Annotated in this window: 15 protein-coding genes; 4 read left to right on the plus strand and 11 right to left on the minus strand. The window is 62.8% G+C overall.

The window, feature by feature from the left end; genetic code table 11:
- Position 1: 1 nt before the first annotated feature.
- From clpB to ACFELO_RS11650, 5 genes are all read right to left on the minus strand, one after another.
- Positions 2-2623 (minus strand): ATP-dependent chaperone ClpB, encoded by a 2622-nt coding sequence (gene clpB / locus ACFELO_RS11630; RefSeq protein WP_440957926.1) that lies wholly within the window; start codon positions 2621-2623, stop codon positions 2-4.
- Positions 2624-2995: 372 nt separating this feature from the next.
- Entirely contained in the window at positions 2996-3883 is an 888-nt protein-coding gene (speE, locus tag ACFELO_RS11635) for a polyamine aminopropyltransferase (RefSeq protein WP_440957927.1), read from the minus strand.
- A gap of 148 nt (positions 3884-4031) precedes the next feature.
- The gene (gene speD / locus ACFELO_RS11640; protein WP_440957928.1) at positions 4032-4481 is read right to left on the minus strand and encodes an adenosylmethionine decarboxylase; all 450 of its coding nucleotides are present in this window, start codon (positions 4479-4481) and stop codon (positions 4032-4034) included.
- A 60-nt stretch (positions 4482-4541) separates the two neighbouring features.
- Positions 4542-5597: a 1,9-bis(guanidino)-5-aza-nonane synthase gene (locus ACFELO_RS11645; RefSeq protein ID WP_440957929.1), complete on the minus strand. Its 1056-nt coding sequence runs from the start codon at positions 5595-5597 to the stop codon at positions 4542-4544.
- Between the two features lie 2 nt (positions 5598-5599).
- Entirely contained in the window at positions 5600-6853 is a 1254-nt protein-coding gene (locus ACFELO_RS11650; protein WP_440957930.1) for a type III PLP-dependent enzyme, read from the minus strand.
- A gap of 340 nt (positions 6854-7193) precedes the next feature.
- On the opposite strand from ACFELO_RS11650, the gene ACFELO_RS11655 reads away from it, so the two are divergent.
- The 3 genes from ACFELO_RS11655 to ACFELO_RS11665 all read left to right on the plus strand — a co-directional run bounded on the left by ACFELO_RS11655 (position 7194) and on the right by ACFELO_RS11665 (position 9428).
- Positions 7194-8411, plus strand: a complete 1218-nt coding sequence (locus tag ACFELO_RS11655; protein WP_440957931.1) for a substrate-binding domain-containing protein — start codon at positions 7194-7196, stop codon at positions 8409-8411.
- 113 nt (positions 8412-8524) lie between these two features.
- A complete protein-coding gene (locus ACFELO_RS11660) occupies positions 8525-9178 on the plus strand; it encodes a MarC family protein (protein ID WP_440957932.1) in 654 nt (217 codons plus the stop codon).
- A 73-nt stretch (positions 9179-9251) separates the two neighbouring features.
- The gene (locus tag ACFELO_RS11665; protein WP_440957933.1) at positions 9252-9428 is read left to right on the plus strand and encodes a hypothetical protein; all 177 of its coding nucleotides are present in this window, start codon (positions 9252-9254) and stop codon (positions 9426-9428) included.
- Positions 9429-9434: 6 nt separating this feature from the next.
- On the opposite strand, the gene ACFELO_RS11670 is transcribed toward ACFELO_RS11665, so the two are convergent.
- The 6 genes from ACFELO_RS11670 to ACFELO_RS11695 all read right to left on the minus strand — a co-directional run bounded on the left by ACFELO_RS11670 (position 9435) and on the right by ACFELO_RS11695 (position 19237).
- The gene (locus tag ACFELO_RS11670; protein WP_440957934.1) at positions 9435-10979 is read right to left on the minus strand and encodes a GNAT family N-acetyltransferase; all 1545 of its coding nucleotides are present in this window, start codon (positions 10977-10979) and stop codon (positions 9435-9437) included.
- Between the two features lie 140 nt (positions 10980-11119).
- The gene (aguB, locus tag ACFELO_RS11675; protein ID WP_440957935.1) at positions 11120-11953 is read right to left on the minus strand and encodes an N-carbamoylputrescine amidase; all 834 of its coding nucleotides are present in this window, start codon (positions 11951-11953) and stop codon (positions 11120-11122) included.
- Entirely contained in the window at positions 11953-13137 is a 1185-nt protein-coding gene (locus tag ACFELO_RS11680; RefSeq protein ID WP_440957936.1) for a serine hydrolase domain-containing protein, read from the minus strand. Before ACFELO_RS11680 ends, aguB begins: the two co-directional genes overlap by 1 nt.
- Positions 13138-13150: 13 nt before the next feature.
- Positions 13151-14158: an agmatine deiminase family protein gene (locus tag ACFELO_RS11685; protein ID WP_440957937.1), complete on the minus strand. Its 1008-nt coding sequence runs from the start codon at positions 14156-14158 to the stop codon at positions 13151-13153.
- A 53-nt stretch (positions 14159-14211) separates the two neighbouring features.
- Entirely contained in the window at positions 14212-15807 is a 1596-nt protein-coding gene (locus ACFELO_RS11690) for an alkaline phosphatase D family protein (protein WP_440957938.1), read from the minus strand.
- A gap of 169 nt (positions 15808-15976) precedes the next feature.
- Complete coding sequence (locus ACFELO_RS11695; protein ID WP_440957939.1) at positions 15977-19237, minus strand: carboxypeptidase regulatory-like domain-containing protein; 3261 nt, start codon at positions 19235-19237, stop codon at positions 15977-15979.
- Between the two features lie 345 nt (positions 19238-19582).
- Between ACFELO_RS11695 and ACFELO_RS11700 the strand changes: the two genes are divergently transcribed.
- The gene (locus tag ACFELO_RS11700; RefSeq protein ID WP_440957940.1) at positions 19583-21133 is read left to right on the plus strand and encodes an ArnT family glycosyltransferase; all 1551 of its coding nucleotides are present in this window, start codon (positions 19583-19585) and stop codon (positions 21131-21133) included.
- The last annotated feature ends 39 nt before the right edge of the window (positions 21134-21172 follow it).

The raw sequence follows: 21172 nt of genomic DNA on the forward strand, positions 1-21172 counted from the left end.
CTTACTGGATGACCGCAGCCTTGGGCGGCTGGGCGTTGCGGCTCACGGCCTTGCCGTTCACCGTCAGCGCATCGCCTTCAGTTGAGACCTTGAGGGTTTCGCCATCATTCAGGCTGCCCTCCAGGATCAACCGCGCCAGCGGGTCCTGCAGCTCTTTCTGGATCACACGCTTGAGCGGACGCGCGCCATAAGCAGGGTCATACCCTTTGGTCGCGAGCCACTGACGCGCGCTCTCATCGAGCTCCAGCGTCATCCGGCGATCGGCCAGCAGCTTTTCAAGCCGCTTGAGCTGGATGTCGACAATCGCGCCCATATGCTGCTCTTCCAGACGACGGAACAGGATGATCTCGTCGATCCGGTTGAGGAATTCAGGCCGGAATGCACCGCGCACCACATCCATCACAGACTCGCGCGCCGCTTCCACATCACCGGCCAGCAGGAACTCGGACCCAAGGTTCGAGGTCATGATCAGGATGGTGTTGCGGAAGTCGACCGTGCGGCCCTGACCATCAGTCAGACGCCCGTCATCAAGCACCTGCAAGAGCACATTGAAGACGTCCGGGTGCGCTTTCTCGACCTCGTCAAACAGCACGACCTGATAGGGCCGGCGCCGCACGCTTTCGGTCAGCGCGCCGCCTTCCTCATAACCGACATAGCCCGGAGGGGCGCCGATCAGGCGGGCGACGGAGTGTTTCTCCATGTATTCGGACATATCCATGCGGGTGACCGCGGTTTCGTCGTCAAACAGGAACTCCGCCAAGGCTTTCGTCAGCTCGGTCTTGCCCACGCCCGTGGGGCCGAGGAACAGGAAGGAGCCGATCGGACGGCTGGGGTCTTTCAGGCCCGCACGCGAACGGCGCACGGCGTCAGACACCGCTTCAAGCGCTTCTTCCTGACCGACGACCCGCTTGCGCAGGCCCTCTTCCATGGCCAGAAGCTTCTCGCGCTCGCCCTCGAGCATCTTGTCGACAGGCACGCCGGTCCAGCGGCTGACCACGGCTGCGATCTGCTCTTCGTCCACGACCTCTTTGACGAGGGCGGAGTCATTGGCCGCACCGTCAGACGCGTCTTCGGCGTCCTTGAGCTGTTTTTCGATTTGCGGGATCTGGCCGTATTTGAGCTCGGACGCCTTGCCGAGATCACCGCGGCGTTCCGCATCGGCGAGTTCCGCCCGCAGGCGATCCAGCCGTTCCTTGAGCTCGGTCGAGGAAGCGAGCTTGTCCTTTTCTGCACGCCAGGCGGCGGTCAGCTCGGCCGACCGGCCTTCAAGCTCGGACAGCTCCTTGTTCAGGCTTTCAAGACGCTTCTTGGACGCCTCGTCGCCTTCCTTCTTCAGCGCTTCGGCCTCAATCTTCAGCTGGATGATCCGGCGGTCGAGCTCATCGAGCTCTTCGGGCTTTGAATCCACCTGCATGCGCAAGCGGGCCGACGCCTCGTCCATCAGGTCGATCGCCTTGTCAGGCAGGAACCGGTCGGTGATGTAGCGGTTCGACAGGGTCGCCGCCGCCACGATCGCGCCGTCCGCGATGCGCACCCCGTGGTGCACTTCGTATTTCTCCTTCAGACCACGCAGGATGGAGATGGTGTCCTCCACCGTCGGTTCTTCCACGAAGACCGGCTGGAAGCGCCGCGCCAGGGCGGCGTCCTTCTCCACATGCTTGCGGTATTCATCAAGCGTCGTCGCGCCGACACAGTGCAGCTCACCGCGCGCCAGGGCGGGCTTGAGAAGGTTGGACGCATCCATCGCGCCATCGGTCTTGCCCGCGCCCACGAGCGTGTGCATCTCGTCGATGAAGAGGATGATGTTGCCGCCGGCCGCCTCGACTTCGTTGAGCACCGATTTCAGGCGCTCTTCGAACTCGCCGCGATATTTCGCGCCAGCAATGAGAGAGCCCATATCGAGCGCCAGAAGGCGTTTGCCTTTGAGACTTTCAGGCACGTCGCCATTGACGATACGCAGGGCGAGACCTTCGGCGATCGCGGTTTTACCCACGCCCGGCTCACCGATCAGCACCGGATTGTTCTTGGTCCGGCGCGACAGCACCTGAACCGCACGGCGGATCTCCTCGTCCCGTCCGATGACCGGGTCGAGCTTGCCTTCGCGCGCCACCTCAGTGAGGTCGCGGGCGTATTTCTTCAACGCTTCATAGCTGTCTTCCGCCGACTGGCTGTCCGCGGTGCGGCCCTGCCGCAAATCATTGACCGCGGTGTTGAGCGCCTGCGGCGTCACGCCAGCCTGCTTGAGGATTTCCTCGGCCTTCTGGCCCTTCACCAGGGTCAGCCCCTGCAGGATGCGCTCGGCGGTGATGTACTCGTCGCCGGCCTTCTTGGCGGCTTCCTCAGCGGTGGAGAACACCTCGGCCGTCTTGGGCGCCAGATACAGCTGACCCGTCGCGCTTTCCACTTTCGGAAGCGCGGTCAGAGCCCGCTCGGTCAGGTCAGCGGCCACATCCGGCCGACCGCCCGCCGCCTTGATCAGATTGACCGTCAGTTTCTGGTCGTCATCCAAGAGCGCCTTGAGCAGGTGCTCGGGCGAGAAATGCTGGTTCTTGTTCTTGAGCGCCAGACCCTGCGCGCCTTGCAGCACGGTGCGGGCCCGGTCGGTGAATTTTTCAAAGTCCATACTCATGTCTCCTGAGGTTCAGCGAGACAGGCGGGGTTGGCGACCTTCTTGGAAGCATCCCCATACCGCCCTGTCAGTCTTCGAAGTAGGTGTTGCATATCCAGCACACAAGAGGCTGTGAGTGGAAAAGACGAACGGTCGCAGGGGTAGGTGTGAGCGTTTCAAGACACGCTCATAGCTGTCCCTCTCCCCTCTCTGAGGGGAGAGGTTAGGTGAGGGGTGAACGGCGAACAAAACTTCAAGCGCCAGAGACGCTGAAGCGCACCCCCTCACCCTGCCTCTCCCCCTTGTTCAAGGGGGAGAGGGGAAGTGACAATAATAAAAAAAAGCGGCGCAGTCGCCTGCGCCGCCTTTCAATCGGGATGCCCGCCCCTACGCGATTTTCTCGGCGATATAGGGCGGCAGGGCAAAGCTGCCCTTGTGGATCTCGGGGCTGTAATACTTGGTCTTGATATCGAGCGCCTTGAAGCGGTCGCGGATGGTCTCGATGTCGCGATCAAAGGTCGCGCCGTCATTTGTCGCGAAGCCCAGCGCCATGAAACCACCCGAAAACGCCGGCACGCAGATCAGGTAAAATCCGGCATGCTTGAACAGCGACTCGAAGCTGTCAGAGGTGGATTTCACCGGCTCGGGATGGATCGCGGCGAGACCGGACTGGGTGACGATGACCCCGCCCTCATTCAGCAGCTTGGCGCAAGCGGTGTAGAATTCACGGGTGAACAGCACCGCGCTCGGCCCGACCGGATCGGAGGAGTCGATCAGGATGAGGTCGAATGTCTCGGTGGTCTCCTCGACATATTTCGAGCCGTCCGCAATCACGACATTGACGCGCGGGTCATCAAACGAACCCTGGGAGACATCCGGGAACCATTTTTTCGAGAACTCGATCACGTCCGGGTCGATCTCCACGAGGGTGATCGATTCAACGCCCTTGTGCTTGAGCATTTCGCGCATGGCGCCGCCATCGCCGCCGCCCACGATCAGGACGCGCTTGACCGCGCCGTGCGACAGGAGCGGCACGTGGGAGACCATCTCGTGATAGATGAACTCATCCGCCATGGAGACCTGCACCAGGCCGTCAATCGCCAGCACGCGACCGTTCTCGTTGTTCTCGAACACGATCAGGTCCTGAACTTCAGAGGCTTCGGCGTACAGAAGATTGTCGATGCGCAGGCCGTTGCCGATCCCCTCGCTCAACGATTCCCGGAACCACAGATCGCCATTGGCGTCGCGATAGGTGTGCTTGGGGGTGTCGGTCATGAAACTCTCCTGAAGGCGCGTGCAGGAACGCTGGGGGCGGGACGCCGGTTTACTCGCGTCCACGCCGCATGAAGGCAAGGAAAAATGTGAAAAGGAGCGGTTCTTCGCAGAACCGCTCCCTTGTCTCAGCCTGTCGGCGAAAAAGCGCTTACGCGCCCTCGCCGCGCAGGATCTCGGTGACGCGCACCTCTGCAGCTTCAAAAGCCGCCTTGAGGATCGCAACCGCCTTGATCGGCTGGGCGTCGCCACACATGAACACGTCAAACGCCGCATAGTCGCGCTCGGGCCAGGTGTGGGTCGAGATGTGGCTTTCCGCCAGCACCGCCACGCCCGACACGCCGCCATTGGGCTCGAACACATGGGTGTGGATGTGCAGCAGGGTCGCGCCGCACGCGGTCACGCAATCGCGGAACGCCTGCTGGATGCGATCTTCGTCGGTCAGGTGACGCGCGCCCATCAGGTCGATAATCAGGTGGCGGCCCGCCACCTGCTTGCCGTCGACCATGATGAAGTGGTCGAGATCGTCCTTGGCGTTGGCGTCAACCGGCTCGAACGCGGTGTCAAATTGCGGGTTGTCCGCCAGGGTCAGTCCATCCATGAGAGGTCCTTCCGTGTGGGAACGCGGCGCATGCGCCGCGCTCACTCCCGTGTGTTCTTGCTAGAAAGCGTCGTTGAAAAGGTCGGCGAACCGACGGCGGGGGCGCGCTTTCCACGCGCCGCGATGGAAGACGTCAGAGACGATCACCGGCGCCACCGTAGTGGCTTCGGCATAGACCATCTGCTCGAGCGCCACATCCACCTTGCCCCAGGAGCAGGCCTCCTTCAGGGTCGAGGACGAACAGGCGCCGTCGCGCACGTCAGCCACGGTGATCTGCACCGCATATTTGTGCATTTCCACGTCTTCGTGGCCGAGGATCTCGGCGCAGACAACGGTGTCCTGCGCAAAGTTCTTCGGCACGCCGCCGCCCACCATGAACAGGCCGGTCGAGCCCGCCTTGATCTTGATGTCGGTCAGTTCGCGGAAATCAGCCACGGAGTCGATGGACACATAGCCCTCGCCCGCCTTGATGCGCTTGACCTGGTGCTTGACGAGACCGAAGCCCGCCGAGCAATCGGAGAACGCCGGCACGAAGATCGGCACGCCGTGGCGATAGCACTCTTCAATCAGAGAGCCTTCCTTCTTGGCGTTGCCGTCCGCGAGCCATTTGCCCATCGCCTTGATGAAGGCGCGCGAGCTGATCGGACCGGCGGGAAGGCTGTCAGCGATGTCGCCAATGATATGGTCGCACGCCTGCAGGTCTTCCTCGTCGATATAGGTGTCGTAGATGCGGTCGATGTAGAGATCGCGCAGCACACGGTCATCCGGCACTTCCTTGGCCTGGTAGTGCTTGAAGCCCAGCGCCTCGAAGAAATCCATGTCCACAATGGACGCGCCCGTGGCCACCACGGCGTCGACCATGTTGTTGCGGATCATGTCGCGCCACACATGCATGCAGCCGCCCGCCGAGGTGGAGCCCGCCAGCGTCAGAATGACGGCGCAGTCCTTGTCCTCTTGCGAAGCCTGCAGGATGCGCGCGGCGCGGGCCGCGTCGCGGGAGGTGAAGCTCATCTTCTCCCACGCATCGATGATCACGCGACCATCGAAGCTGGAGATGTCGATGTGTTCGACCGGGCTGGAGAGCAACTCGGCTTTGCGGTTTGAGGTGTCAGTCATCCTCAACGCCTTTTCATGATACGGTTACGACGGCGCCGGTTCAGGCGCGAGAAGGAGACGACACGTCCGGTTTCGTCTTCGGCGGTCGCCGGTTGATCGGCCACAGGCCGGTCATAGACGGACGCCCACGGGAAATCGGAAACCGTCTCGGTCTCCACTTCTCCGAAGCCGTTGAACCGGGTGGCCATGGCCACGCCGTATGCCCCCAGCAGCGCGAATTCGATCACGTCGCCTTCAGACAGATCCACCGGCAGTTCAACCGGTGCGGTGACAGCATCAATGGCGTCGCAGGTCGGCCCGTACAGGCGGAAGCCGGCGGTCTGACCGCTGGGTTCGCCCTTGGCCCGGTGCACGCGGATCGGATAGGGCCACTTCATGTGGACCAGATCGAACAGCGTGCCGTAAGCGCCGTCATTGAGATAAACCTGATCGCCCTTGACCAACTCGACGCGGGTCAGGATCGAGGTGGATTCCGCGCACAGCGCCCGGCCAGGCTCGCACCACAGATCGGCGTTCTCGAGAACCATCATTTCCTCGAACGCGTTTTCAATGGCGGCCACATACTCAGACAGCGGCGGCGGGGTCATGCCCGGATAGGCCACGGGGAAGCCGCCGCCCACATCCACGATGTCCACGGTGACAGCCGCGCGCTTGATCAGGCGGGACACGTCCAGCATGGCCCCCCGATAGGCGCTCGGCGCCATGCACTGGCTGCCCACATGGAAGCTCACGCCCAGCTCGTCCGCATACACGCGGGCGCGCTGGATCAGGTCCACGGCGTCGTCTTCGGATGCGCCGAACTTGCCCGCCAGCGGCAGCGTCGCACCGTCATTGGAGACAGCGATCCGCACCACCAGGGTCAGGTCCTTGGCGTAACCGGTTTCGACAAGAATCTTCTCGAGCTCGGCTTCACAGTCGAGCACGAAGATCCGCACACCGTAGTCGAAATAAGCCTTGTTGATGGCGCGCCGGCTTTTCACCGGATGCATGAACGCCATGGTCGCATCCGGACACCGGGATGCGATCAGCTCAACTTCATTCAGCGACGCCACATCGAACCAGCGCATGCCAGCGGCATACAGGGTATCGATCACCCACGCGGACGGGTTTGACTTGACCGCGTAGAGAACTTCGCCGGGAAAATTGTTCTGGAACCAGGATGCCGCAATCGTCAGTCGATCGGGCCGCGCGCAGGCGACCGGGCCTTCGACAGGCCGAGAGCGGACCAGGTCCAGGGGCGTATGGTAATGAGACAACTCACGGAACCCCCTGCTTGTTGTTAACCCAATCCGGCATCGAGCGCGTCGCCTCCGCCGGGAGGGCGCGAATTAGTACCTGTGACCTCGCATGTAAAGTCGAAAAAACGCGCGCCCGACATTTTTTCCGAGACCCGATTTCATTTCCCAGACCATCTGAACACCAATCAGCCTGAAAAAAAAGTTTTGCACATGACGCTCCATGCCCGAAATCAGGGGTGAAAAGCTTGGCCAGTCTGGCGATCTGGCCAATAACTCGCGTGCCTGTCATACAATTGACGCGCACATCGCGTTAAAAGAACAAACGCCGCCCACCCCTGAAAGTTCCGGGAGATCCCGCATGGCCTATCTGCGCGCCGACCACGGTTTCATCGCACTGGCGATGCTCGCTCTCGCCGCCTGCGGAGAACCGCGGGAAGAGATTGTCCTTCTGGACGAGCCTGTCGAGACGGTGGCGACCACGCCGCAACAAGCGACCACTCTGGGCGCAGGTGTCGGCGGGCGTGAGGGCCTGCGCATGGTGGGGTCCTCCACGGTCTTCCCGTTCGCGACGGCCGTGGCGGAGAATTTCGGCGCCAAGAGCGCCTTCCCCACGCCGGTCGTGGAATCAACCGGCACGGGGGGCGGGATGAACTTGTTCTGCGCCGGTGTGGGCTTGGGCTTTCCTGACCTGACCGGCGCATCACGCCCGATCAAGGCGACCGAGTACCAGCTGTGCCAGGACAATGGCGTGGTCGCCATCACCGAAATTCCGATCGGATATGACGGCATCGTGCTGGGCAATTCCGTCGTTTCGGACGCCATGGACATCGAGCGCGTCCAGCTCTTCCTGGCCCTGGTTGCAGAAACGCCCATGCCGGTGAACGCCGAGGGCGAAGCCCTGTTTGACGGTCGCGGCGCGCTGATCGATGGCCGCAGCTATGGCGATATTTCCGGATTCTCCTGCGACTCCTTCATCGCCAACCCCTTCCAGCGCTGGTCCGACATCTCCCCGGACCTGCCCGCCCTGCGCATCGAGGTGTTCGGCCCGCCGCCGACCTCGGGTACGCGCGACGCCTTTGTCGAACTCGACATGATCGAGGGCGCCCAGCAGGTTCCGTGTCTGGATGCGCTCTCTGACAGCGACGCGCACATGTTCGAGCGTCTGGCCTCACGCATTCGCGAGGATGGCGCCTGGGTGGATGCGGGCGAAAACGACAACACGATCGTCCAGACCCTCGCCAATTCTCCCTCCGCTTTCGGGATATTTGGCTATTCCTTCCTGGAGCAGAATGGCGATCGCATTCAGGCCGCCCGAATCGACGGGATCGAACCCACCTATGAGAACATCTCCAACGGTGTTTATCCCGGCTCGCGTTCGCTGTTTATCTACGTCAAGAACCAGCATGACGGCGTCGCGCCGGGGCTGCAGGCTTTCGTCGAGGAGCTGACCAGCGAAGACGCGTGGGGGCCGTTCGGCTATCTCGCCGAGCGCGGTCTGATCGCCCTGCCTGAAGCCCGCCGCCAGGAAGCGGCGGAGGCGGCGCGCGCCCTGACCCCCATGCAAACGCCCGGCTAGACGCCCGGCCTGCTCGTTTTGGCAGACCGGGGTTGCGCTAGCGCGGCCTCGCCAAGCCTCACGGCACGTGATAGGCCCCGAATGCAACGCATCGTTTCACTTGGGGATGTTATATGGACGCGCTGGATTTGAGCCTGATGACGGCCTCGCTCGTCACGTTTTTCGTCGTGATCGACCCGATCGGCGTGGCGCCGATCTTCGCCAGTCTGACCGAAGGCTCCACCAACGCGCACCGGCGCGTCATGGCCATCAAATCCGTTCTGATCGCCACTGCGGTTCTGTTCGGCTTCGCCTATCTGGGCGAATGGCTACTCGACGCCCTGCATGTGAGTCTGGACGCCTTCCGCGCTGCGGGCGGCGTGCTGCTGTTCATGCTGGCGCTCGACATGATCTTCGAGACCCGCTCCAAGCGCCGTGAAGAACGCGCGGAAGCCCTCAACGAAGCCGATGAGGAAATCCCCGGCACCCATGAAGACATCTCCGTCTTCCCCATGGCGATCCCCATGCTGGCGGGCCCGGGCGCCATCGCCTCCATCATGCTGTTCATGAACGAGGCGGAAGGTCTGGGCGGTCAGATGATGGTGTTCATCGGCATGGGCGCGAACCTCTTGCTCTGCCTGGTGCTGTTCCTGGCCGTAGGCGCGATCATGAGGCTGATCGGTGATACGCTCGCCGCGATGATCACCCGTATTCTGGGCGTCATTCTGGCGGCGCTTGCGGCGCAGTTCATCTTTGACGGCATTCAGGGCGCGCTGCTGGCGGGCTAGTCGCGCCGCCCTTACCAATTATTAGCCGGATGGGGCCATACTCGCGCCGTATTGGTGTGGGAGCGTCCCGTCCGTGTCTTTCCGTCTGATCATACTCGCCATAGCGGGCGTTATCGCTCTGGGCGGCCTTCTGGCTGGCGCGCTGAGCCTGATGGGCGGCGCGATTGATCAGGCTGTGGCGTTCACCTGGCCGGGCCTTGCGGGCGCAGTAGCGCTGGCGCTGATGGTCCCGGGCCGCCCCGCGAAATAGACCTCGCTAGCCGCGGTCCTTCCAGACAATCCGATAAAGATCAAAGCGGCGGTCGCGCAGATTGCGCACCGTGCCCGACCGGCGCGCCTGCACAAGATCGTCCAGGTGCAGGTCCGCCACCGCAATCGTCTCCACATTCTCGCTGGTCTCGGCGGCGATGCCGTCGCGGGCGAAGGGGAAGTCGCACGGGGTCAGAATGGCGCTCTGGGCGTAGTTGATGTCCATGTTCTCAACGCCCGGCAGATTGCCCACATTGCCCGCAGTGACCACATAGAGCTGGTTCTCGATTGCGCGCGCATGGGCGCAATAGCGCACCCGCAAATGCCCGCCCCGGTCATCGGTGGCGTAGGGCGCGAAGATGATCTTGGCGCCCTCATCGGCGAGACGCCGCGCCAGCTCGGGGAATTCGGTGTCATAGCAGATCAGCACGCCCACAGGCCCGCAATCGGTCGGGATGGTGGCGACGGCATCACCGCCCTTGATATTCCACCAGTAGCGCTCGTTGGGCGTCGGGTGGATCTTCTCCTGAGCGTGCACCGAGCCGTCGCGCAGGAACACATAGGCGACGTTCTGAATGTCGCCATCATCGGTGCGCGTGGGGTGTGACCCGCCGACAATGTTGATGTTGTAGCGCACCGCCAACGTGCTCATCAGCTCGATGAAGCGCGGGGTGTGGCGCGACAGGGCGGCGATGCTTTCTTCCGGCGTCAGCTTGCGCTTTTCCAGCGCCAAGAGGGCCACGGTGAACATTTCCGGGAAGACGCAGAAATCGGCGCGATAGTCCGAGCAGACCTCGACGAAGTATTCAACGTTGCGCTCGAACTCCTTGAGCGTCTCCATCGAGCGCATGGCCATCTGGATCGCCGCCACACGCACCGTATTGGGCGTGGGGCGGTTCACCGGACCATTGCTCTCGTTATACATCGGGTTGCGCCAGACCATCCGGGCCGCTGCGCCGCCTGACTCCTTGTCGTCCGGCAGATAGCCCTTCAGAACGCCCGCTGGCTCGTACCCCATGCGCATCTGGAAGTTCAGCACCGGGTCGCGCAATTCATTACTGACCACGGCGTCGAGATAATCCTGCGGGGTGGGGTATTGCTTGCGCTTGCGGCGGAAGCCCGCCATGCGGCCGCCAAAGACCACGCCTTTCAGCCCCCAGTCCTCGCACAGGGCCTTGCGCGCATCATACAGGCGCTGACCGATGCGCAGGCGACGGCGGCTGGGATCAACCGCGACTTCCATGCCATAGACCCAGTCCCCGTCCGGATCGTGGCGCGCGGCGAAACCGCCGCCGGTGATGCTGGCCCAGGTATGGCGGGAGAAGGCGGATTCCTCGTCAATGATGAAGCTGGCGCACCAGCCCACCAGATCGCCCTCATACTCCACCACGAACTGGCCATCAGGGAAGTTGGCGATCTGGCCGCGGATCATCGCAGGCGTGTCAGGATCCCAGCCCGGATAGGCCCGCTCCTGCAGGTCCAGAATGGCGGGCACATCGGCCAGCGTGGCGGTCCGGACCAGTAGTTTTGCGGAGCGGCGGGTCTGGGTCATGCGAGGTCCTTCTGCACAGAACACGCTTCACCGCGCCGGACAGAAAATCCGGGCGGTGAAGCCGTCGGTTCAGAGCTGGCGGGCGCCAGCCTTTGACTATGAACGCACAAACCGATTGGCCGGTTCCGCGCGCGTCTGCCCTAGAGATAGAGCTCGGGACGACGGTCGCGGAAAAAGCCCCAGGCCGCGCGGAACGTGTCGAGCTCCTTGCGATTGAAGGTCGCGGTCAGAACTCCGGTCTCGGTCCGGCCCAGATCGGCTTTCACCTCGCCGGTATTGTCGCAGATGAAGCTGGTGCCATAGAACACCTGCCCGTCCTCATCCCCGATCCGGTTGGCCGCGCCCACAGGGATGCAGTTGGAGACGGCATGCCCCTGCATGGCCCGGCGCCAGGCCGCGGCGGTGTCGAGCGCCGGATTGTGCGGCTCAGCCCCGATCGCGGTCGGGTAGAGCAGCATTTCCGCGCCCAGAAGCGCCATGGAGCGAGCGGCTTCGGGGAACCACTGGTCCCAGCAAATGCCGACGCCCACCTTGCCGAATTTGGTGTCCCAGACCTTGAAGCCGGTATCGCCGGGGCGGAAGTAATACTTCTCCTGATACCCCGGACCGTCAGGGATATGGCTTTTGCGATAGACGCCCAGCGCCTTGCCGCCCGCATCCAGCATGACCATGGAATTGTAGTAGAGCGGCCCCTCGCGCTCATAGATGGAGACCGAGATGGCCACATCCAGCTCTTGCGCGAGTTTCTGCATGGCGATGACGCACGGATGCTCCATCGCCGGATAGGCGGTCGCAAACCAGTCCTCGACCTGGGTCTTGCAGAAATACGGCCCCTGGAACAGTTCGGGCGGCAGGATCACCTGCGCACCCCGCCCGGCCGCTTCGCGCACCAGCTCTGAAATGGTCTTGATGTTGGCGTCCATGCTGCCGCCCAGCGGCGCTTGCAGGACACCCATGGTGAAAGTGTCGGTCATTATCTCATCCGAGCGATCGCATCGTCGACAAAGGCCCCAGGGCCATCGCCGGTGCGCATATCCATTGCCGTAGGCCAGAGCAAGCGCGGAAGTCCGAAATCGGCGTTCCACAGCGCCACGAATGCAAAACCGGTCTCCGGCTCCAGCACGACCTGTGAGCCATATCCGGCCAGCGCGCCGCCATGTACGATCAGCGTACGCTCGCCCTGCCAGTCATAAATCCGCCAGCCCAGACCATAAGAGGTGTCCTCCACCCGGCCCAGTCGACGCAGATTGCGGGTTTCCCGAAGCGAGCGGGTTTGCGGGGTATGAGCGCGCTCGATCGCGCTTTCCGGCAAACCATACGCTTGCGGGTCCATCTGGGCCTGCGCCCAGATGATCAGATCATTGAGGCTGAGTGACACGCCCGCCGCCGCCGGCAGGGTGTCGTAATCGGTCGCCGCATCGCCCAGACGCTGCGAGCGTCCGAAATGGGGCGCCGCCCAGCTCTCGGCGCGCTCGAGATTTTCAGCTCCAAAGCCGGCGCTTTGCATCCCCAGCGGATCAAACAGATAGGTCTGCACCGCGTCCTGATAGCTCTGCCCGGTCGCGTCCTCGATCAGATCGCGCACCACGTCGAACGCCACATTCTGATAGGTGTAGCATTCCCCCATCGGGCACAGCAGCGGTACTTCGGTCAGGCGCGCCCGAACTGTATGCGCATCCCGACCCGCCTCAATCAGATTGTCATAAGCGTTCGGCGGCAAACCCGTCTGATGGCTGGCGAGCTCCCGCCAGGTCGGCTGCCGCTCACCATCAAGGTCCAGCACGCTCGTCGGGACACGCGCGTCCAGACTGACCAGCCCGGCGTCATCAAGCAGGCCCAGCATGGTCCCCGCGAAGGTTTTCGACACCGACGCCAGACGGAACACCGTATCCGCCGTCACCGGCTCTCCGGAGCCGCGGCGCGTCTCGCCGGAGGTGTAGATCGCCACCGGCTGACCATTTTCCAGGATCGCCGCGGCAAAGCCGACCATGCGCTCATGCTGGGCGACATCGGCCACCTCGAGCTGGAAGGCGTCGAGATAGTCGAGCGCTTCCTCCATCGCGCGCATCGGCGCTTCGGCTTCAGGAGAGCTTGAGGCCGCGGATGTATCCGCCAGGGCCAGAGACAGTACGCTGAGCGGAAGTGCGAGTGCGATCACGGCGCCACCATGGCTATTCGGGTTGGTTATTGGTGACGCAATGGAATGCGCCGCCACCCGTCAGGATATGGTTTGCGGGGCTCGCGACAACCTCATGATCAGGAAAAGCGTGGGAAAGTGATCGCACAGCCTCTTCGGCATACCGGTTATAGGCCGGCATGACCACATGGCGCGGCCCGATGATCCAGTTCATGTGAGACGCAGCCGCAGGCCCGCCATCCAGGCTTTCCACAAAGCCCGGAGAGGGAATCTCGATCACTTTCAGAACACGGCCCCTGGCGTCCCTGGCCTGTTTGAGCGCCCGGATGGTGCGGGCATAGAGCGCCGTATTGGGATCGCCCACGCCCGAAGGACGCTGGGTCACGACAACACCCGGCGCTGCAAAGCGCGCCACATTGTCGATATGCCCGTCCGTATGATCGCCCGCCAGACCGTCATCGAGCCAGATCACCTTTTCAATGCCGCAGGTGCGCTTGAGATCCGCTTCCACCTGCGCTTCAGACAGGCGCGGATTGCGGTTGGGATTGAGCACCACATCGCGCGTGGTGATCGCCGTGCCCTCGCCGTCAAACTCCAGAGCGCCGCCTTCGCAAATCCAGTCGAGCGTTTCGATCGTTGCGCCGGCGCGTTTGGCGATCACGGCGCCAATGCTTTCATCGCCGGGGTATTCATATTTGCCGCCCCAGCCATTGAAGCGGAAGCGCAGGGCTTTCAGCCCCTCATCGGTCTTCACAAAGACCGGGCCGGTGTCACGGGTCCACACATCGCCATAGGCCGCGCGCACATACACAGCCCTTTCGCCCAACGCCTGACGGGCGCTGGCTTCGGCCTCGGCGTTGGCGACATAGATCACCAGCTTCTGCGCCTTGCCGGTCGCGCCCGGCGCGGCGACGAGGCTCAGAAACTCGGTGAATTCCGTGCGCGCGCCCTCCAGCGACTCCGCCCAGTCCTCATGATAGGGCCAGGCGGTGTGGATGACGGATTGGGGCGCGGTTTCGTGGGGTACGGTGCGTGTGGTCATGCAACGCCCATATCATGCGCCGCACCCCGGTTGTAGAGGATTTATCGCAAGCGTCAGACTTCCACTGCGCCCGGCTGACCGGCCTCGATGACATACTGTTTCTGATTGCGCGGGGCGTAGCCGTCCCGGCGCGACACATCCCCGACCACACGCAGATCGACCTCAGCGCGCTCACGGCTCAGACGGATCAGGCCATAGCCCTGCTCGCGGGTATCGAAGTGCTTGATATGCGGATTGTTGGGCAGGAAGGCCGCCGTGCTCTCATAGCCGCCGCGATGGCTGGTGACAGCGGTCGTGACAAACTCGGTCGCCACAGTGGCCGAGTTCATGTCGTTATAATCCTGCTTTACATCAGTGACCCAGTAGCAATGGGTGTCGCCGCCCAGAATGATCGGGTTGGCGTTCTGCTTGCGGGCCAGCGCGTCGATCAGACGCTGACGGGCCAGCGGATAGCCGTCCCAGCCATCGGTCCAGACCATGTCTTCGCCGGTCTGACCATTGGAGAAGTTGAACGGCGAGAACAGGGTCGGCTGGACAATGAAGTTCCAGATCGCGCCCGAGCTGGCGACGCCGCCCGCCAGCCAGCGCTCCTGGCCATTGCCCAGATAGGTGCGGTTGGGGTCAACCAGCTCGTCACAGCTTGCAGGCACGATATTGCCGCCGCGATCGGTTTCGGTCGGGCAAGCCATCGGCGTGCGGAACTGGCGACCATCGGTCATGTTCACTTCAGCCAGATCGCCGAAGACGGTCTGCCAGTAGATGCGCATGCGGCCCGAAGCGCGCTCCAGCATGGAGCGGCGACGCAGGGGCATGTTTTCCCAATAGGCCTGATAGGCGGCCAGACGGCGGGCGCGGAAATCCTCGACGGAGACGAAGGCCTGCTCGCCGATATCGCCCGCATAATCGTTATCGACCTCATGGTCGTCCCAGGTCACAAGCCAGGGCGCGATGGCGGCGGCGGCCTGAAGGTCGGGGTCCAGACGATACAGGGCGTGCACCATGCGATAATCAGCAAGGGTGTAGGGCTCGGGCACCACATGGCGGCGCACTTGCGGGCCCCAGCTTGATTCATAAACATAGTCGCCCGTGTGGACGATCAGGTCCGGGCGCTCTTCAGCCATGTTGCGATAGGCGTGAAAGAAGCCCTGCTCGTAATGGGCGCACGAACACCAGGCGATCTTCATGGCGTCCACGCCAGAGCCATAGGCAGGCGCCGTCAGGGCGCGACCCACAGGGCTCGTCACGCCCCCGACATGAAAGCGGAAGAAGTATTCGCGACCCGCCGGCAGGCCATAGATCTCGGCATGGACCGAGTGGCCCCAATCGGGCAGCGCCCGCTCGACGCCGGACCGAACAATGGTGGTGAAGGCCTCGTCCTCTGACAATTCCCAGGCCACATCCACGGCTTCAGGCGCCATGCCGCCATCAGGATCAAGCGGGTTCGGCGCCAGGCGCGTCCAAAGCACGAAACCGTCAGAGGTCGGCTCGCCGGACGCCACGCCCAGGCTGAACGGGTCATTGCGGAAGACCGGCGCTGCGGCTTCCGTCACCGGCATGGTGCAGCCCGCCGTCAGAGCGGCGGCCGCGCCGGAAGCGGCGGAAGTCAGGACGAAGCGGCGCGTCCAGGCGGAAGCGAAAGTGCGGACCATGATGTTTCCCCATGCAGCAGGCGATCAGCAGTGAAGCCCTGCATAGCGCGAGGGGGTCACAGTTTTGCGACGGACGCGGTCAGCAGGCCGCCGCTTCAGGCATAAAAAGAAAAGGGCGGCGGTCCGAAGACCGCCGCCCCAATCATTTCGATCGTATCCGAGGTGAGTCTTAGAACTCGTAACGGATGCCGATGCGAGCTTTCCAGACCGAAGCCGAAGACGACGGACGGTCGGTGCTGCCGTTGTTGCCGTTGAAACGGTTGAAACGGTACACGCAATCGCCGGCGGTCAGGCAGGTGGTGCGCGGAGCGTCGCCGGTCAGGGCGGCGGCGGCGTCAACACCGTTCAGAGCCACATCGGCGGCGCTGACGAGGTCAGCAGACACGATGGCGGCCTGGCCGTTGCTGATGCCGGAAGAGTAGGTGCCCCACTCGTCGTTGATCAGGTTCATGACGTTCTCGACGTCAAAGACCAGCTTCAGACGGTTGTCGCCAACCCAGCGATCGGCGCCCGGAATGCCCGGCAGATCTTGCTGGAAGCGGAAGTCCCAACGCTGGTTCCAGCGAGAAGACAGACCGTGCACGTCAGCGATCTCACCGCGAGACATACCGTGAGCGTCGACCAGCTCGTTAAAGCCGTTCAGGTCGAAGCCCGATGCGTAGACGACGCGAGCGTCGTTGGCGGTCGGGATGTACAGCGGGGAGTTGTCGTACGGGCTTTCACCGTTGCCAGCGCGGCCGAACAGGGCGTTCGAGGAGCTGATGTCAAAGGTGTAGGTGTACGGCGAACCCGAGGTGATTTGACCGAACAGGTCCACGCGGGTGGTCAGGTCACGGTAGAAATCACGCTCATAGCTGAAGGCCAGTTTGAAGGCGTGCTCGACCTGATAGATCGAGGTGCGGGCTTCCGGATAGTTCCGGTCCACAGCCAGCTGACCGCGCCAGGACGAGATGCCGCGCGAGGAGGAACCCTCGGTGAGCATTTCGACATCCTGGTGAGCGTAGGATGCGAAGAAGCCAAAGCCGTTGTCGAAGTCGTTTTGCAGCGACAGGGTGTAGACGAGGCTTTCACCGCCAGAGCCGTTGGTCAGGATGGTGCGGTTGGTCGCGCCCAGGTCCTGAAGGTCGGCGTAGATCGGGCGGCCATCCGGAGCAACACCGGTCTGGGCGTAGGGCTGCTCAATGGTTTGAGCGGCTTGACGCCACAGGAAGGTGTCTTGGCCTTCGGTGTACAGCACCTGAGCAGAGAACAGGTAGCCGCTGCCGAGGTTGAAGCCGCCGAAGTCGAGATCGAATTCCTGGTCAACGCGCAGAGACGCTTTCAGGTCGTTCGGGATCTCGAAGTTCGGGTCGATGGCGTCGATGGCTTGCGGGGTGCCGTTGGCGACCTGGTCCAGCAGGGCTTGCGGGATCGAGTTGCCGGTCACGCCGGTGAAGGTGCCGGACACGGACACGACCGGAGCCTGATACGCGTTGGAGGTCCAAACGGCCGGATCACCGCCCGAGAAGAGGCCCACGCCACCGGTGATGGTGGTGCGTTCAAACGGCTCGTAGCGGAAGCCGACGCGCGGCATCAGGATGTCAAGGCCGTCGATGGTGGAGGTGTTCGCAAAGCCGACAGACTGCTCGAAGGTCGGGTCCAGAGTCGGGGTGTCGCCCGTGGACAGGTTTTCGTAGCGAACGCCAGCGTTGAACTCGAGGTTGTCCAGAGCTTGCCAGGTGGCTTGAGCGAACGCGGTGTAGCGATCGTAGCCCCAGGCAGCAGCGGCGTCAGCAGCCGTGTTCGAGGTCGCGTTGATGTACTGGACCTGAGCCGTCTGGTTCAGGATGTCATCCACGTCGTTGAACACGAAGTTGCCGCGCGAACGCTCGACGAACACGTTGAACACGTCCAGTTGCTCGTATTCACCGCCAACGGTGAAGACGAAGTCGTTCCACACGTAGTCAGCTTGACCGAACAGGGTCAGACGCTCGTCAGAGTATTCGTTGGCGTGACGGTAACGGTCACAGCCGCCGGTGAAGGTTTGCTCGGACGCGTTGGTCAGCAGACCGTCCAGCGCGGTGCCGGCGACGTCAGCGGCGCTGAGGCGGAATTCCAGCTGGCCGACGCCTTCAGCGGCGCGGCAGTTCTGGCCACGCACGAAGTCGATGTGGCTGGCGCGCAGGGTGGTGGACAGGTTCTCGTTCCAGTTGGAGAACAGTTCACCAGACCAGGATTCCAGGGTGGTCGGCGTGTCGTACCAAGCGGATTCGAAGTTGCGCGAACCGATGTTGGAGATGCCGGCGTCTTCGGTCTTCTGGTAGGAAACGCGCAGACGGTGATCATCGTTGATGTTCCAGTCAACGCGAGCGAAGTAACGCTCGGTTTCGGACGGAACAGCAGCTTGGGTCGGACGACCCAGCATGTCGATGCCGTAGGTGTTCTGAACCATGGTGTTCAGTGCGTCGAAGAACTGCGGATTGATGCCCGAGTTGCTGTCGGACGACGTGAAGTCGATGGCCGAAGCGGTTTCGAATTTGTCGTAGGACAGCGAGAAGAACAGCACGTCTTCGATGATCGGGCCGCGCAGGGTCACGCCGTATTCTTTTTCGTCGAATTCACCCGGGGAGTAGGTGCGCTCGCCGCCGAAGGATTCTTCGCCGTAATAGTCCTGGTCGCGATAGTAATAGAACGCGGAACCATCGAACTCGTTGGTGCCGGCTTTGGTGGTGGCGGTAACGCCGCCGCCGGTGAAGCCGCCGGTGATCACGGAGTAATCAGAAGCAACCAGCGACACGGACTCGAGGATGTCGATGTTGATCGGCGAACGGGCGGTGGCAAAGGTGTTGGTGCCAAGGCCGAACGCGTCTTGCTGACGGGCGCCGTCGATGGTCACGCCGTTGTAGCGCGGGTTCACGCCAGCGACGGACAGGTTGTTCGGGCCGTTGGAGATCGCGAGCGGGTCACGCGCCAGGGTGGCGATGACGTCACGGCTCAGCGACGGCTGGTTGGAGATGTCGCGCGCGGTGTAGTTGGAGCCCACGCCGTTGTTCAGGTCATTGGTGTTGATGGCCTGGCCGGTGACGACGATGACGTCGGCAGCTTGCGGGTTCAGCGTCAGGCGCAGCGGAGCTTGCGGACCCGGGCGCAGGTTCAGGTCTTCAATGGCCTGACCGTCAAAGCCGGCAGCAGCGATGGTGATGGTGTACGGGCCGCCAACGCGCAGACCGGAAGCGAAGAACGCGCCGCTGTCGTTGGTGGTCGCAGTGCTGACCGTGCCAGACGGGGTGTGGATGATGGAGATGCGAGCGCCAGAGATCGCATTGCCAGAGGCATCGACGATGGAGCCGCGCAGTTGGGAAGACGTCTCTTGAGCGTAAACCGCAGTCGGAGCGGCGGCCAGCAGGGCGGCGGCAGCCGCACCGTAGGCCCAGGGATTAAACTTCGACATGTTTCTCTTTCGACCTTTACCGACGGGACACCCCCTGCGCCCCGCTTGGACTGCGGGCGATAACGGCCATACGTGACACTTCCGTGACACTAAATTCTCGGTTTCTTGTCCATTGCGACAGAAGTTGCTTCAAATCATTCGGGGACGGATCAGGAAATTTCTAACAACCCATTGAAATTACTAAATGTCGCACCGGTTAAGGCGGAAAAAACCATCCTTAAGAATGTCTCTAACAAAATGGGCCTTTGTGCACGCGCGAAGCGGAGCGTGCCTTGAATGCCACACCCCCCTCACCACCCCTCCTTGCTCTTTGACAACACCGCTCGCTCACCGCATGTAGCGGACATGGAAAAGATATACGCCCAGCCTGCCGCTCATCGGCCCCTGTTCATCCTGACCGCGGCGATTCTCGCCGGTCTGCTTCTCATGCGGGTGATGGCGCTGCTGGCGGATCCCAACAGCCTCTACGCGGACGAGACCCAGTACTGGCTATGGTCGCGGGAGTTGGACTGGGGCTATTTCTCCAAGCCGCCCATGATCGCCTGGATCATCGCGGCGACCACTTCCATCTTTGGCGATGCGGACTGGGCGGTCCGTCTGGCCGCTCCCTTCCTTCATACGCTGACCGCCATCATGCTCGGACTGAGTGCGGCGCGCCTGTTTGATGCGCGCACCGGCGCCCTTACAGCTTTGGGCTGGGCGGTGATGCCGGCGATCTGGCTGTCCTCAACCATCATCTCGACCGATGCCGTTCTGATGGCGGGCTTCAGCACGGCGCTTTACGCGCTGGTGCGCCTGCGCGAAGGCCCGGACTGGCGCTTCACCCTGCTGCTGGGCGCGGCGACGGGCTATGCTTTCCTGTCCAAATATGCCGCGATCTACCTTCTGATCGGACTGGGGATCAGCGTGGTCCTGGACGCCCCCTCCCGGCGCGCCCTCCTTTCCTTGCAAGGTGCAGCGGCGCTGGCGCTCTTCGCCCTCATCATTTCAGGCAATGTGATCTGGAACGCCCAGCACGAATTCGCGACGGTCTCTCATACCGCCGCCAACGCCAACTGGGGCGGCTCCCTGTTCCACCCCGAAGAATTGCTCGACTTTCTGACGGGGCAGCTGGGCGTCTTTGGTCCGGCGTTCTTCATCATCCTGATCTGGGCCCTGGTCGCGGCCTGCCGTGATATCTCGCTGGACTGGAACGCCGCGCGGCCCCGGCTGATGCTGGCAGGCTTTTGCGTGCCGGTCCTGTTGATCGTCAGCGCGCAGGCCTTCATCAGCCGCGCACACGCCAACTGGGCGGCCAGCGCCTATGTGACCGGCATCATCCTGGTGACGGCGTTCCTGATGCAGGGGCCCAACTGGCGTCGCTGGGTGCTCTATGGCTCGCTGGGCCTTCATACAGTCGCCGGCCTGGCGATGATGGCGTTCGCCGCCTCGACGCCGCTGTCCGACGCTGCAGGTCTCGCCAATGCGTTCAAGCGCGTGCGCGGATGGCCGGAAACGATCGAGGCCGTGGAGACAGTCTCCCGGGAGCAAGGCGTCAGCACGCTGGTCTATGACAACCGCAACGACATGCACCAGTTCCAACGCTATGGCGCAGACTTTGACGGTCAGGTCTTCATGTGGGTGCGCGCCGAACACGCCCAGAATTTCGCCGAACAGACCTGGCCTCTGCCGGACGGTTTTTCAGCGCCGGTCCTCATCATCTCCGAACGGCCCGAAGAAGAACCGCTTCTGGATTGGGATTTTGATCAGTTCGAACAGGTCGAGGAAATTTCGATCCCGCTCGGCGGCGACCGCTATCGCACCTACAGGATCTTCCGCGCCAGCGGCTATCAGAGGCTGGAACGCGACGCGGCGTATGAGACCCGCGTCGCGGAAATGCGCGCTGACGCGCCCTAGGCAGCTCTGCACAAGAAGCCGCCTACCCGTGCGAAAACC

Origin of the sequence: Oceanicaulis sp. LC35 (assembly GCF_052055585.1) — a bacterium.
Taxonomy (GTDB): Bacteria; Pseudomonadota; Alphaproteobacteria; order Caulobacterales; family Maricaulaceae; genus Oceanicaulis.

Coding starts and splice junctions, on each gene's coding strand:
- clpB (WP_440957926.1), bottom strand. CDS start 2,623: ATGGACTTTGAAAAATTCACCGACCGGGCCCGCACCGTGCTGCAAGGC.
- speE (WP_440957927.1), bottom strand. CDS start 3,883: ATGACCGACACCCCCAAGCACACCTATCGCGACGCCAATGGCGATCTG.
- speD (WP_440957928.1), bottom strand. CDS start 4,481: ATGGATGGACTGACCCTGGCGGACAACCCGCAATTTGACACCGCGTTC.
- ACFELO_RS11645 (WP_440957929.1), bottom strand. CDS start 5,597: ATGACTGACACCTCAAACCGCAAAGCCGAGTTGCTCTCCAGCCCGGTC.
- ACFELO_RS11655 (WP_440957931.1), top strand. CDS start 7,194: ATGGCCTATCTGCGCGCCGACCACGGTTTCATCGCACTGGCGATGCTC.
- ACFELO_RS11660 (WP_440957932.1), top strand. CDS start 8,525: ATGGACGCGCTGGATTTGAGCCTGATGACGGCCTCGCTCGTCACGTTT.
- ACFELO_RS11670 (WP_440957934.1), bottom strand. CDS start 10,979: ATGACCCAGACCCGCCGCTCCGCAAAACTACTGGTCCGGACCGCCACG.
- aguB (WP_440957935.1), bottom strand. CDS start 11,953: ATGACCGACACTTTCACCATGGGTGTCCTGCAAGCGCCGCTGGGCGGC.
- ACFELO_RS11685 (WP_440957937.1), bottom strand. CDS start 14,158: ATGACCACACGCACCGTACCCCACGAAACCGCGCCCCAATCCGTCATC.
- ACFELO_RS11690 (WP_440957938.1), bottom strand. CDS start 15,807: ATGGTCCGCACTTTCGCTTCCGCCTGGACGCGCCGCTTCGTCCTGACT.
- ACFELO_RS11695 (WP_440957939.1), bottom strand. CDS start 19,237: ATGTCGAAGTTTAATCCCTGGGCCTACGGTGCGGCTGCCGCCGCCCTG.
- ACFELO_RS11700 (WP_440957940.1), top strand. CDS start 19,583: ATGGAAAAGATATACGCCCAGCCTGCCGCTCATCGGCCCCTGTTCATC.